At 59.3% G+C, this 13,343-nt stretch carries 11 protein-coding genes and 1 pseudogene; 4 read left to right on the forward strand and 8 right to left on the reverse strand.

Annotated elements, in window-relative coordinates; all coding sequences use genetic code 11:
* The first annotated feature begins 13 nt into the window (after window positions 1–13).
* The 4 genes and pseudogenes from GY791_20750 (at window position 14) to GY791_20765 (ending at window position 5,961) form a co-directional block, all read left to right on the forward strand.
* A complete protein-coding gene (locus GY791_20750) occupies window positions 14–1,123 on the forward strand; it encodes a TRAP transporter substrate-binding protein (protein ID MCP4330826.1) in 1,110 nt (369 codons plus the stop codon).
* A gap of 100 nt (window positions 1,124–1,223) precedes the next feature.
* Window positions 1,224–2,300 carry a TRAP transporter small permease subunit gene (locus GY791_20755; GenBank protein ID MCP4330827.1) on the forward strand — a complete coding sequence of 359 codons (1,077 nt, stop codon included), beginning with the start codon at window positions 1,224–1,226 and terminating at the stop codon, window positions 2,298–2,300.
* Between the two features lie 29 nt (window positions 2,301–2,329).
* Window positions 2,330–4,993: a TRAP transporter large permease subunit gene (locus tag GY791_20760; protein ID MCP4330828.1), complete on the forward strand. Its 2,664-nt coding sequence runs from the start codon at window positions 2,330–2,332 to the stop codon at window positions 4,991–4,993.
* A gap of 57 nt (window positions 4,994–5,050) precedes the next feature.
* A pseudogene (locus tag GY791_20765) lies at window positions 5,051–5,961 on the forward strand (PhzF family phenazine biosynthesis protein).
* A 229-nt stretch (window positions 5,962–6,190) separates the two neighbouring features.
* Here GY791_20765 and parC read toward each other — a convergent pair.
* From parC to GY791_20805, 8 genes are all read right to left on the reverse strand, one after another.
* Window positions 6,191–8,413 (reverse strand): DNA topoisomerase IV subunit A, encoded by a 2,223-nt coding sequence (gene parC / locus GY791_20770; protein MCP4330829.1) that lies wholly within the window; start codon window positions 8,411–8,413, stop codon window positions 6,191–6,193.
* Between the two features lie 8 nt (window positions 8,414–8,421).
* Window positions 8,422–9,159 (reverse strand): DNA repair protein RecO, encoded by a 738-nt coding sequence (gene recO / locus GY791_20775; GenBank protein ID MCP4330830.1) that lies wholly within the window; start codon window positions 9,157–9,159, stop codon window positions 8,422–8,424.
* A 12-nt stretch (window positions 9,160–9,171) separates the two neighbouring features.
* Window positions 9,172–10,083 (reverse strand): GTPase Era, encoded by a 912-nt coding sequence (locus GY791_20780; GenBank protein MCP4330831.1) that lies wholly within the window; start codon window positions 10,081–10,083, stop codon window positions 9,172–9,174.
* Complete coding sequence (gene rnc, locus GY791_20785) at window positions 10,076–10,822, reverse strand: ribonuclease III (protein MCP4330832.1); 747 nt, start codon at window positions 10,820–10,822, stop codon at window positions 10,076–10,078. The genes GY791_20780 and rnc overlap by 8 nt, the downstream gene beginning before the upstream one ends.
* Complete coding sequence (gene lepB, locus GY791_20790; GenBank protein MCP4330833.1) at window positions 10,780–11,523, reverse strand: signal peptidase I; 744 nt, start codon at window positions 11,521–11,523, stop codon at window positions 10,780–10,782. Before lepB ends, rnc begins: the two co-directional genes overlap by 43 nt.
* Window positions 11,524–11,601: 78 nt before the next feature.
* Window positions 11,602–12,003: a holo-ACP synthase gene (locus GY791_20795; protein MCP4330834.1), complete on the reverse strand. Its 402-nt coding sequence runs from the start codon at window positions 12,001–12,003 to the stop codon at window positions 11,602–11,604.
* Between the two features lie 10 nt (window positions 12,004–12,013).
* The gene (locus GY791_20800; GenBank protein ID MCP4330835.1) at window positions 12,014–12,769 is read right to left on the reverse strand and encodes a pyridoxine 5'-phosphate synthase; all 756 of its coding nucleotides are present in this window, start codon (window positions 12,767–12,769) and stop codon (window positions 12,014–12,016) included.
* Window positions 12,766–13,215 (reverse strand): DUF2062 domain-containing protein, encoded by a 450-nt coding sequence (locus tag GY791_20805; GenBank protein MCP4330836.1) that lies wholly within the window; start codon window positions 13,213–13,215, stop codon window positions 12,766–12,768. The genes GY791_20800 and GY791_20805 overlap by 4 nt, the downstream gene beginning before the upstream one ends.
* Window positions 13,216–13,343: the final 128 nt, after the last annotated feature.

Raw genomic sequence — 13,343 nt, forward strand, 5'->3', positions numbered from 1 at the left:
AGGGAGCTAAAACATGAAGAGGCGTCAATTCTTGAAAAAGGCGGGTGTCGCTGGTGTCGGCACTGCAGCCGCTGCGTCTACTCTCGCAGCACCCGCGATCGCCCAGGACCGTGTCGAAATGGTCATGGTATCAACTTGGCCGCGTGATTTTCCCGGTCTTGGCACGGGTGCCCAGCGTCTGGCGCAGCGTATTACGGACATGACCGATGGCCACATCCAGGTCGAATACTTCGCCGCCGGTGAGCGCGTTGGGGCGTTCGATTCGTTCGACGAAGTCGCATCGGGCAACGCGCAGGCCTATCACGCCGCGGATTACTACTGGAAGGGCAAGCATCCCGGGTGGGCCTACTATACGTCGGTGCCGTTCGGCCTGACCTACACCGAAATGAACGCCTGGATCCGCTTTGGCGGTGGCCAAGAGCTGTGGGACGAGTTGGCCGGCGAGTTCGGCATCAAAGGCGTGATGGCCGGCAATACCGGCTGTCAGATGGGCGGCTGGTTCAACAAGGAGATCAATTCCCCGGACGACCTGAAGGGTCTGAAGATGCGCATTCCCGGCCTCGGCGGTGACGTCATGGCCAAGCTCGGCGCGTCTCCGGTGTCCCTGCCCGGCGGCCAGATCTATGAGAATCTGGTATCCGGAGCCATTGACGCCACCGAATGGGTTGGTCCTTGGAATGACGGCTTCATGAAGTTCTATGAGGCCGCCAAGTATTATTACTATCCCGGCATGCACGAGCCCGGCTCGATGTTGGCCTTCGGTCTGAACAAGTCGTTTTGGGAGGGGCTATCGAGGCCGAATCAATTGATCATCGAATCGGCGGCGGCCATGGAGAACGATGTCATGATGGCGGAATATAATGCCAACAGTGGCTCGTCCTTGGCAGTTTTGATCCAGGATCATGGCGTCAAGCTTCGTGAGTTCAACGACGACGTCTACGACGCCTTCGGCGAGGCCGCCGAGGAAGTGTTCGTCGACGTCCGCGCTCACGGCCCGTTGGCCCAACGCATCGATGAGAGCTTCCAGAACGCCCGTCGCGATCTCGGAAACTGGTCGAGGATCTCGGACCAAGCCTTCATCGCCCAACGCAACCGCGTTTTGGGTGTCGGCCAAGCCGGATAGCTAACGAAATGGAAGCGGAGCCCCAGGGCTCCGCTTCTTGTTTCTGGCAAGACGATAACAAAAGCGTGATAGCCTCGAGTCCAATTGGATTGCGGCGTCGATGACGGAGTCTGCTCAGGTAACCAGCGGCGGCGGAACACCGCATCAGGCCAGCGTCGTACCAACACATGGTACGACCGATCTGGTATTGCGAATTTTCGCGCTTTCAGTGGTTGCCGTTGCGCTGGCGTTTCTTGTCAACAGCTATCTCGTTCACTGGCGCGGCTGGCCGGGTTTGTTTTATTTTCTCGGCGATTTGGGTGTGCCGGGATTCACACCGCCCAAGACGGCGCTCGATAGTTCTGCGGTGGGACTTGGCTGGGCGCAACTCTTGTTGTTCCTGGGCGCAATAGCTGCCTGCATTGTAATTGTACTTTCGAACCGCAGCCGAACGCTTCACGAAGAATCGGAACGGCTGACAGCGCTCGCCACCTATATCGCCCGTGCCGCTTTCTGGGCTGTTTTCCTCGTTGGTATCGCCGATGCGCTCATTTCATTCCTGCGCGTTGAGGCGCTCCTCGGAAATGTCGTCGGTGATGCTTTAGCGCAGGATCTGGGCCGGTCCAGTTTTCGCGGAACTTATGTCCTCTACCCGCTGGTTGTCGTTGCCATGGTGATCGCGTTTTTCTCACGGTCGGTCGGATTCATGTGGCTCGCGCTGCTGGTCGTCGTGGCCGAGCTTCAGATCGTGATTCTGCGCTTCATCTTTTCCTACGAACAGGCGTTCATGGCCGATCTGGTTCGTTTTTGGTACGCGGCCCTGTTCCTGTTTGCCAGTGCGTACACGTTGCTCCATGAAGGTCATGTGAGGGTCGATTTGCTTTATGCTGGATTCAGCGTGCGCCGAAAGGCGTGGTCGAACCTGATCGGCTCGCTCTTGCTCGGCGTTCCGGTGTGCTGGATCATCTTGGGCCTCGGCATGGCCGACAAAGGCGGCACGATTATTAGCCCGCTCCTCAATTTCGAGGTTACGCAGGCCGGATTCGGCATGTACGTGAAGTACTTCATGGCCGGGTTCCTCATCGTCTATGCCGTGTCCATGCTGGTTCAGTTCATGAGCTATTTCCTGAACAGCGCCGGCATATTGCTACACGAGCCCGATTCACATTTGGCACAACCCGAGGAGGCGCATTTCTAGCGCCCCCGGGCGTCGGAAATGCCGTTTCGATGGAACTCCTGTTTGTCGTCGTCCTGGTCGTCCTCATGGCCGGCGCGTTGGCGTCCGGTTACCCGGTCGCATTCGCGCTGCCGGGCTCGGCGATTCTCACGATCGCCCTCGCCGGCCTTACGGGTGAGATATTCGCCGGCGACGCCAGTGCCTTTTTTGCCCAGGGCGGTCCCATCCAGTGGCTCAATGCCGGGGTAACGAACTTCCGTGGAATCTATTGGGAGGCTGAGCGAGATACGCTCATCGCCATCCCGCTTTTCGTGTTTATGGGCATCATGCTCGAGCGGTCGAAGATCGCCGAGGACCTCTTGGTCACCATGGCGCAGCTCTTCGGTCCGGTTCCGGGCGGCCTCGGAATCTCTGTCGTCTTCGTCGGCGCGTTGTTGGCGGCAACCACCGGTATCGTCGGCGCCACAGTGATCGCGATGGGCCTGATTTCGCTTCCAGTAATGCTGCGAAACAATTACTCGAAGGCGCTCGCATCGGGAACGATCGCCGCTTCCGGCACGCTGGGACAAATCATCCCGCCATCGATCGTTCTGATCATTCTCGCCGACCAGCTCTCCAATGCCACCGATCAGGCGCTCACCCTGCGCAAGGCCGAATACAAGCTGGCGACTGGATCGTCATCGCTACCAGGCGAATTTGGCCTTACCTCGGCCAGCGCGGGCGACATGTTCCTCGGCGCATTTCTGCCCGGCTTGGTGCTTGTCGGTCTGTACATCCTGTTTATTCTCGTACTCGCCCTGATCCGGCCCAAGCTGGCGCCACCCGTTCATTACGAAGGCAAATTCGACGCCAAATTCGCGGCCCGTGTGCTGCTCGTCCTGGTGCCGCCGCTGACGCTGATATTTGTCGTCCTCGGCTCGATCCTGCTTGGCATCGCCACGGTCAACCAGGCGGGTGCCATCGGTGCCATCGGCGCAATGATCATGGCCGGCTACCGCCTGACGTCCGGCAAGCGGACCTCCTTCGTCCCGGCCATCCTCGCGGTCGTGTCTCTGGCCGCGATCCTATTTTTGATCAGCACCTTCGACATCAACGTAAAGAACATACAGGACAGCGAGGACGCGCTCGGCGTCACCCTTGCCGCTATCGCCGTGGCGGTTTTCCTGTTTTCCGTCATCTGGAGCGGGTGGCGCGTCTACAAGATCGATAAGACGCTCGAATACGTCATGATCGAGACGGCCAAGACATCGTCCTTGGTGTTCATTATTCTGCTTGGCGCTGCCATGCTGACCGCGGCATTCCGTTCTTTCGGCGGCGAGGACTTGGTACGCGAATTCCTCGGCGGCCTGCCGGGCGGGTTCATTGCCAAGTTCGTGCTCGTCATGGCGGTAATTTTCGTTCTCGGTTTCTTCCTCGACTTCATCGAGATCGCGGTGGTCGTGGTTCCGATTATCGCCCCGATCCTGCTGGCCGACCCGTCCGCCAACGTCACCGCGGTCTGGCTGGGTGTCATGATCGGCGTCAACATGCAGACCTCCTTCCTCACCCCGCCATTTGGATTTGCCCTGTTCTATCTGCGAGGTGTCGCGCCTCCCGACGTAAGAACCGTGCAAATCTATCGCGGCGTCGTGCCGTTTATTTTTCTTCAACTGGGCGCGCTCTTCATTGTCGGCGCCTATCCGCCACTCGTGAACTACCTGCCAAATCGCGTCTATCTGACCTCGGAAACCGCGCCACCACCGACAAATCCACGCCTTCAAGCATGCCTGGAGGAATTCATTTTTGACGAATACGACCAGCGTCAAACCGATCTGCGCGCCGGTATCGACAGAGCCGCTTCGCTGAATATTTCCTACCTCCCGCCGGACCTCCAAGAATCCCTGTCCGATGGTCTCGCGTCGGCGAAAAAGACGTTCGATATGGTAAATGACATCCGCGAGGCAGACGCAGCATTCGCGAACTTCCTGCCCAATTACGAGCCGTTGCATCGCGAAGTTCGGGGCTTGCAAAAACAGATGGGCCGCCTGGATGAGGAAACCAAACAACTGAAGCGCGATCTGGGCCGGCTCGAGCGGACCAAAGATGCGCCAATCGAATCTTTGGATGCGATAAGCCGCAAGATTGAAGAAAATGAGAGCGAAAAAGCACAATATAAGGTCCAGATACCGGACGGTTGGACCCAGGCGCGAAAGGAATATACCGATCTCGAGAAGGCGGAAAGCAAGGCACGCAATCTCTACCGCCGCAATGTCGACGGGGCCTACGAGGTCGTGGCTACGGTACGCACGCTGATCGCCAGTGCCGATGAACTCGCCGCCCTCGAACCTCAACTTGAAGGTTTGAACGCGGCGATCAATGGAGAACCGCCGGAACAGGCCATGGAAACCATTAACGAGGCGGAACGCGCTGTCGGTGCGGTGGCCGGCGGCAGTGATATCCGGTCGGCGCTTTCCAAGGCCCGCCGCGCGCTGAAGGGTGACAATCCCGATCGCGCAGAAGCGCGCGAGCATTTGTTCAACGCACTCAAGCTATATGCCGCCGAGGTCTCGTGGCGTCAGCAGGCAGGATCCGAACTGGCGGCCGATCTCGAAGAATATGACAACGCGATCAAGGACACGATCGGAATACGGCTGCAGGAGCGACTCCCCGTCGACTTGGCAACCGATATTGCCGCCTGCCTATCGCCCCACAGCGATATTTCGCTCCACTTCTAGCTCTTGGCTAACGGGCCAATCGGCCCTCGACGGCGGAATTTCGAAGGTTAGAGCGTGATGGAACATCGGTTTTTCACCGCCGACGTTTTCACCGACCAAGTCTTCGGTGGCAACCCTCTGGCGGTATTTCCCGACGCGGATGCTATCGATCCGGCTCTGATGCAGCGTATTGCGAACGAGTTCAATCTATCCGAAACCGTCTTCGTGCTGCGGCCCGAAAATCCTCAACACACGCGACGGCTGCGTATCTTTACACCGGCGGTCGAATTGCCGTTTGCCGGGCATCCGACAGTTGGAACGGCATTCGTCCTTGCCGCCATAGGCGCGATCGATCTCGATGAGACCGAAACCGACATTATCTTCGAGGAAGGCGTCGGTCCCGTTCCGGTGCGAATCGTCAGCGAGGACGGCCGGCCGGTTTTCAGCCGTCTGACCACGGCAAAATTGCCGGAACGCGGTCCGGCCGCGCCGCCACGGGAAACTCTGGCGAAGGTGCTGGGACTCGCCGCCAACGATATCGTCGAGGCGGACGACGCACCGGAAGCGTGGTCGGCCGGTGTCCCATTTCTGTTCATTCCCTTGAGCGACATGGAAGCGCTGGGTCGTGCGGCCATCGATACGACCGCGTGGCAGTCTTCTGTGGCCGGCCATTGGGCGTCGCATGTAGTTCCCTTTACGCGCCGAGACGGCGCCGACGCCGGCATCCAAATGCGCATGTTCGCGCCCGCCATGGGTCTCATCGAGGATCCGGCCACCGGCGCCGCCGCCGCCGCCTTCGCCGGTTATTTGGCCGCCCGGGACCCGGCCACGTCGGGCCGGATGTCGTGGATTGTCGCCCAGGGTGTGGAGATGGGCCGAGCGAGCCGCCTAAACATCGATGTCGAAAAAGTGGTGGCGCCATAACGGCGGTCCATGTTGGCGGCACATCGGTCCTCGTAAGCGAAGGAACGATGCGTTTACCGGATTAGGAGCCGGGCGCCCAGCTCGAGATCGCTCATTAAGAATTATACAATTTATATGTTTATTAACGATTTCTAAACGAAACTCTTCTATCGTCGCGAGTATAGGGATACCACCACTTTCGACAGGTCTGACGAACCAACCCCTCGTTGAGGCCTCCCTATTGATCTTGGAGCCACCTTGACCCCGGTGGCTCCAAGCATTTTTGCACCATGCACGGATAGACCGCCGCCAAACCTAGGCAAACCGGTTACTGCGCGGAAAACCAGCCGGCGGCAGGCGCCCCGCTTGGCCTCGTTTGCCGACCCAATCCGAAATATCGGTGAATGTTCTGGTCCGATCCCCGGTCCGGCAGGCAATGCCGTCGGCGAGCGTGAACACCGCGATGTCCGATAGACCGCCTTGCTTGTAGCGCTGGAGAATGACCCCCCGGCCACGGGTCATCACCGGCAATTCGTCCAATGGAAAGATCAAGAGCTTACGGTTGTCGCCAATAACCGCGGCATGATCGCCCTCCGCGACGGTGCAGGTCTGAGCCTCCGCTCCACTCGGGACGTTCAGGACCTGTTTGCCGGCTCGGGTTTGAGCCGCCACCACCTCCTCCGGGACGAGGAATCCTCGGCCATCGCTGGAAGCAACCAAGAGCTTACGGTCCGGCCGATGAACGAACAGGGCGACGATGTCCTGATCGTTGCCCAGGTCGCACATCAGGCGAATCGGCTCGCCATGACCGCGGCCGCCGGGCAATTTGTCGACCCCTAAGGTATAGAAGCGCCCATTGGTCCCAAACACCAGCAGGCGATCCGTGGTCTGGGCGTTTAGGATGAACCGCGCTCGATCGCCTTCCTTGTATTTCGCATCACGGGGATCGTCGAGGTGCCCTCGGGCAGCCCTAATCCAACCCTTTTCCGAGCACAGGATGGTGACCGGTTCGCGTTCGATCAAAGCCTCCAGCGGAACGATCTCTGCCGTTACGCCGTCACCAATCGTCGTCCGCCGCCTGCCGGGTTCTGTTTTCTGCCCGAATTGCGATCGCGTTTCCGCGATCTCGTCGGCGACGCGCTTCCACTGGCGTTTCTTGTCACGAAGAAGGCCGGTCAGCGCTTTCTTCTCCCCGCTCAACGACTTGTGTTCGTCGCGGATCGCGACCTCTTCCAGCTTGCGCAATGCGCGCAACCGCATGTTGAGGACGGCCTCGGCCTGGAGATCGGACAATTTCCATTTCTTCATCATCGCCGCTTTCGGCTCGTCCTCTTCGCGTATGATGCGAATCACCTCGTCGATGTTGAGGTAGGCGATCAGGTAGCCGTCGAGGACCTCCAAGCGGTGAGCAATCTTTCCGAGACGATGGTTCGTACGGCGCTTTAGAACCACCATTCGGTGGTCGAGGTATGCTTGGAGAACCTCGCGGAGGCTCATGACCCGCGGCGTCTGCTCGGCGTCAAGTACGTTCATATTGAGACCGAAACGGCTCTCCAGATCGGTTTGTCGGTAGAGCGTCTCCATCAGCAACGCGGCGTCGATATTGCGGCTCTTGGGCACCAGTACCAGTCTCAGGTCGGCCGCGGATTCATCGCGAATGTCGCCGAGCAGCCCAAGCTTCTTATTGTTCAGGAGCTCCGCGATCTTCTCGACCAGCCGTCCTTTCTGGACCTGGTACGGGATTTCGGTGACGACGATCTCGTAGAGCCCACCTTTTTGTTTCTCGACCTGCCACTTGGCGCGGACGCGAAAGCTCCCACGACCGGAGGTATAGGCTTCGATCACGGCGCTACGCGGTTCGACCAGCTCGCCACCGGTGGGAAAGTCGGGGCCCGGTATGAGATCGACCAATTTGGCTATGGTCGCGTTGGGAAACTTTATCAGATGGAGGAGTGCGCCGCACAGCTCGCCTACGTTGTGAGGCGGAATATTGGTCGCCATTCCAACCGCAATCCCGGTTGCGCCATTGGCCAACAGATTGGGGAAATTGGCGGGCAGCACCAGCGGCTCCTCGCCTTCGCCATCATAAGTATCGCGGAAATCAACCGTGTCCTCGTCGATGCCGTCGAGAAGCGCCTGCGCGATCGCCGTCAGCCGCGCTTCGGTGTAGCGCATGGCAGCGGGATTATCGCCGTCGATATTGCCAAAATTACCTTGCCCGTCGACCAGCGGGTAACGCACGGCAAAGTCCTGCGCGAGCCGCACCAATGTGTCATAAATTGCCGCATCACCATGGGGATGGTACTTACCCATCACATCGCCGACAACGCGGGCGCACTTCTTATAACCGGATGCGGGATCGAGCTTGAGCTGGCGCATCGCATATAGCAGACGGCGGTGAACCGGCTTCAGCCCGTCGCGAACATCCGGCAACGACCGTGCCATGATGGTTGAAAGCGCATAGGACAGATAGCGCTCGCTGAGTGCGTCGCCGAGGGGTATTTCCTCTATCCGCGCGGCAGGTGTCTTGGATGCCATCGGACCTCCTATCTACTATATATAGTAGCCGGTCGGCGCAGGCGGTCAACAAATCGTATGCGAGCCGCGGGAATTTGGCGTTCAAGAACGGTATAGACGCGGCTTTCCAGGAAGTAGCCGGTGAGCACCAGTCCGTCGCTCACCGCCACCTCGTCCGGCTCGCCCTGACCGATCAAGAATCCGGGCAACGGCAGCAGGCGTTCGCGGTAGGGTGCCCCCGCCTGACGTGAAACGGCGCGGCCAGACTTTGGCGAAACATAAGCCAAGTCATCGGTGCTCCCGGTCGCCGCGCAAGCGGCGAGATCGAGTCCATAGCCGAGATCCGTGAGTAGGATCAACTCCCACTCGACAAACGCACGCAGCCAATCGCCTCCATCAAGATGATCCAGGAATGTGCAGAAAGCGGCATAGAGCCGTGGATGTTCCTCTCGCTCGGGCAGCGCGGTCTCGGCAACCGCGCAGGCCGCCGTCAACGCCGACAGGCGCAGCGGTTCGTCAAGCAACACGGCGGCGGGAGCGGCGATCAATTCGCAACTGTAGCTTCCCAGGTGCTCGGCAAGGCGCCCACGCCACCCGGCACCGACCTTGTTGCCTGGGAGATACATGCCGCGCCCCCGCGCGCCCGCCCCGCCACGTACCAATCCCGCGTGACGACCGTGAGCCCGGGTCAAGAGCTGGACGATTACCGCGTGCTCGCCATGCTTACGCGCCGAAAGGACGACACCTTCATCGGTCCAATTCATCACCCTGTCAGCGGATTAGGCATCGAAATCGAGACCAAGGTCGCGGTATCGCTCCGGATCGTCGATCCACTTTTCGCGTGTCTTTACGTGAAGAAACAAATGGACTTTCCGATCCAAGATCGTCATCAATTCCTCGCGTGCCGCAGCGCCGATCGCTTTGACGCGCTGGCCTCCTTTGCCGAGAACAATCGCCTTTTGGCTTGGACGCTGGACATAGACAATTTGGCCGACGCGAACGCTGCCGTCATCGAATTCCTGCCACGATTCGGTTTCGACGGCGGCGCTATACGGAAGCTCGCGATGGAGCTGCAGATACAGTTTTTCACGCGTGATTTCGGCGGCCAGTAGTCGTAACGGCATATCGGAAATTTGATCGGCCGGGAACAACCACGGCCCGGGCGGCACGGCCCGCGCAAGGTAGCTGGAGAGATCCCCTACTCCATCGCCGGTGAGCGCCGAAATCATGAAGAATTCCTCGTATGAAGCCTGCTCATTCAGGCGTTCCGTGAGCAGCAGCAGAGACGACCGTTTCACGATATCGATCTTGTTCAGCACGGCGATCGATTTGCGCCCGTTCTCCCGCAGGCCTTCGACAATCCGCTGGGTGTCGGAATCGACACGACGGTTTGCATCGATAATCAGCGCCACCAGGTCCGCGCCGCTCGCGCTTTGCCATGCGGCCCTCACCATCGCCCGATCGAGGCGGCGGCGCGGTTCGAAAATTCCCGGTGTGTCGACGAATATGACCTGGGATTGTTCGATGATCGAAATACCGAGGACACGGCTGCGCGTGGTCTGAACCTTAGGCGAAACGATGGACACTTTGCTGCCAACGAGAGCATTTAGCAGCGTCGATTTCCCGGTGTTGGGGGCTCCCACCAGAGCGACATAGCCGCAGCGCTTCTCCGTTCGCGTGCCGTTATTCACGGCTTGCCATCTCGATTGCCTTCAGCAGCGCTGCCGCCGCCGCCTGTTCGGCCGCCCGTTTGGACGGCCCCTTTGCCCGAGCCGGCCCGTGACCCTTGACGGTAACCTCGATCGTGAATTCGGGTTCATGCGCCGGCCCCTCTGCGGCTACTGTTTCATACACGGGTAAAGGCTTGCCCCGACCCTGCGCCCACTCCTGGAGTGCCGTTTTGGCGTCCATCGGCGGGGTCTCGTTCTCATCCATGAGAGGGGTCCAAAATCGCTCGATGAATCGTCGCGCCACGTCGAGTCCGCCATCGAGATAGAGCGCCGCGATAACCGCCTCGCATGAATCGGCCAGGACCGCCGGGCTGCCGCGACCGCCGGAATCGGCCTCGCCGGCCGAAAGAATGACGTAGTTGCCGAGATCGATCGCTTCGGCGACGCGAACCAGGCTTTCTCGCCTCACCAAAGCGACAAAGCGGCGCGACAGCGCACCCTCGTCCTCGTCCGGAAACGAATGAAAGAGCAAATCGGCCATCACCAGGCCGAGAACTCGGTCGCCCAGGAACTCGAGGCGTTCATAACCGTGGATGGAGCCGTCCGCCGACGCCATGGCGCTGGGATGGCAAAGCGCTTCCCGCAAGATGAACGGCCGCTCGAATTGGTGGCCTAATGTCGCGGCCAGATCGTCGAGGGAAAAGGCGTCGAGTGACACTAGTTTATCAAGTCGAATATGCGGGAATATCGGATCGCCCATGGCCACTTCCAGATTTCCCATAAGCGCGCATCGCCATTCGTCGAGAAAAAGATAATTTCGGCGCGGCCGACAAGATTCTCGAACGGAACGAAACCCACCCCGTTCTGAAACCGGCTGTCGAGCGAGTTGTCCCGGTTGTCGCCCATGACGAAGAAATGGTCCTCCGGCACAAGAAACTCGGATGTGTTGTCGAACGCGGCCGCATCCGACTCCTCGATAATGAGATGGGCACGGCCATTCGGCAGCACCTCGATATATTGGTGCAGCGGGCCGCGGGCGCCGACCCCCGATGGCGGATTGTAATCTTGAATTCGCTGGCGTTCGACCGCTGTGCCGTTGATGTGAAGAATGCCATCAATGACCTGGATACGGTCACCGGGCAGGCCAATGATCCGTTTGATATAATCCGTGCTGTTGTCTCGCGGCAGCTTGAATACGGCGACATCGCCTTGCTCGGGAAGGCTGGCAATGACGCGGCCGCTGAATATCGGCAGGCCAAGCGGAATGGAGTAACGGCTATAGCCATACGAAAATTTTGAAACGAAAAGGTAATCCCCGACGAGCAGCGTCGGCACCATGGAGCCGGATGGAATATTGAACGGCTCAAAAGCGAAGGTCCGGATAAACAGGGCGATCAGAACTGCATACGCAATGACGCGGAGGGTCTCCCAGATACCGCCGCTGCTCTTCTTTTTTGCCATTATTTTTGCCTTAGCCGTCATTGTTCTTGCCAATGTCCTGTCACAAAACGCTATCGATTACCGATTTCACAATAGCCTTCATTCGCCGTGCGCCGCGGAGATGATGACAATTGCCTGGGCCAACGGAAAATCGTCCGTAATCGAAAGATCGATCTTGGCCGTCATGCCCAAAGGGGTGATTTCCCTGAGGCGTTCGGCCGCCCCGCCGGTAAGCTGCATTGTCGGTTTGCCGCCAGGTAAATTTATCACCCCTAGATCCCGCCAATAGACACCGCGCCGGAATCCGGTGCCGAGTGCCTTGCTGCACGCTTCCTTTGCAGCGAATCGCTTGGCGTAGCTATCGGCACGGCGGTGGCGGCGGTCGGATTTTTCGCGCTCGATGTCGGTAAAAACGCGCAGGATAAAGCGATCGCCGAATCGGTCCAATGTCTGTTCGACGCGGCGAATATCGATCAGGTCGCTACCGATTCCGATAATCATTGCGACATGGCTAGGCGCTGCGCTCACCAGATGCCTCGGCCCTGGCCTTGTCCATGAGTGACCGCATGCGCTTGATTGCGGAATCGAGGCCTCCGAAGATCCCTTCGCCGATCAGAAAATGGCCGATATTGAGTTCGACAATAGTCGGGATCGCCGCAACCGGACCTACGGTCTCATAGCTGAGGCCGTGTCCGGCATGGCATTCAAGCCCGACTTCCTCGGCCAGTTTGGCGGCGGCAACAATTCGGGCAAGCTCGCCAACCCGATCCTTTTCCGTGGCGTGGCAATAGCTCCCTGTGTGAAGTTCGACGACGGGCGCAGCCAATTCCCGCGCCGCGTAGAGCTGTTCGAGATCCGGGTCGACGAAGAGAGAGACTCGAATTCCGGACTCGCTGAGGCGGTCGATATAGCTGCTCAGGTGCGCGCGCCCGGTGACCACATCCAGGCCACCTTCGGTCGTCAATTCCTGTCGCTTTTCGGGTACGATACAAGCGGCATGGGGGCCATGGCGGAGCGCGATCGCCAACATCTCGGGGGTCGCCGCCATTTCCAAGTTCAGGGGAAGATCGATATCCCGGCTCAGGCGATCGATGTCCTCGTCGGAGATATGGCGGCGATCCTCGCGAAGGTGGGCGGTGATACCATCGGCCCCGGCCTGAGCGGCAAGACGTGCGGCACGAACCGGATCGGGGTGGCCCCCGCCGCGTGCGTTCCGGATGGTCGCAACGTGATCGATGTTGACGCCCAATCGTATCTTTCTAATCACTTCCGCACCTCCCGGTGGGCCAGGATTTGTCGTTTTGCGATTCGCCGCCTTCGCCGCCGTTCTTGAAGGCCGGAAACGATAGCACGCATGGGGAAAAATGCCACGAGCCAGACCACCAGTGCGGTCGGCACGCTGCCGACCAGCATCGGCACCAGCACATGCGATGGCATTTCCATCAAAAAGGACCAGGATAGACTATCGGGAAGACCGGTGCCGGCGCCGGCGGTTCCAAGAATAAAATTACCGATATAGTAGATCCACACCCATATCAGCGGAAACGTCCATGGATTGCCGATGATCGTACCGAAGGCCGACGCGATCAGGTTGCCGCCAATAACCCACGCAAGAATCGCCGATAGAACGAAATGCAGTCCGATGAACGGGGTCATCGACATCGCCGCACCACTGGCAAAGCCGGCGGCGATGCTGTAAGGCGTTCCGGGCATGCGAATTACACGATAGGCGATATACTTGTAGGAGCGACTCCACCCCCGACGCGGCCACATGAAGTGTCGTGTTTTCTCCCAGTACGTTTTATCCCGGCGTCTTCGAAACACAATAGGCTACTCGGTAA

The organism is Alphaproteobacteria bacterium, assembly GCA_024244705.1.
Taxonomy (GTDB): Bacteria; Pseudomonadota; Alphaproteobacteria; order JAAEOK01; family JAAEOK01; genus JAAEOK01.

Excerpts from the sequence above, each read along its gene's own strand:
- GY791_20750 (MCP4330826.1), top strand. The coding sequence starts at position 14 with ATGAAGAGGCGTCAATTCTTGAAAAAGGCGGGTGTCGCTGGTGTCGGC.
- GY791_20755 (MCP4330827.1), top strand. The coding sequence starts at position 1,224 with ATGACGGAGTCTGCTCAGGTAACCAGCGGCGGCGGAACACCGCATCAG.
- GY791_20760 (MCP4330828.1), top strand. The coding sequence starts at position 2,330 with ATGGAACTCCTGTTTGTCGTCGTCCTGGTCGTCCTCATGGCCGGCGCG.
- parC (MCP4330829.1), bottom strand. The coding sequence starts at position 8,413 with ATGGCATCCAAGACACCTGCCGCGCGGATAGAGGAAATACCCCTCGGC.
- rnc (MCP4330832.1), bottom strand. The coding sequence starts at position 10,822 with ATGGGCGATCCGATATTCCCGCATATTCGACTTGATAAACTAGTGTCA.
- lepB (MCP4330833.1), bottom strand. The coding sequence starts at position 11,523 with ATGGCAAAAAAGAAGAGCAGCGGCGGTATCTGGGAGACCCTCCGCGTC.
- GY791_20795 (MCP4330834.1), bottom strand. The coding sequence starts at position 12,003 with ATGATTATCGGAATCGGTAGCGACCTGATCGATATTCGCCGCGTCGAA.
- GY791_20805 (MCP4330836.1), bottom strand. The coding sequence starts at position 13,215 with ATGCCCGGAACGCCTTACAGCATCGCCGCCGGCTTTGCCAGTGGTGCG.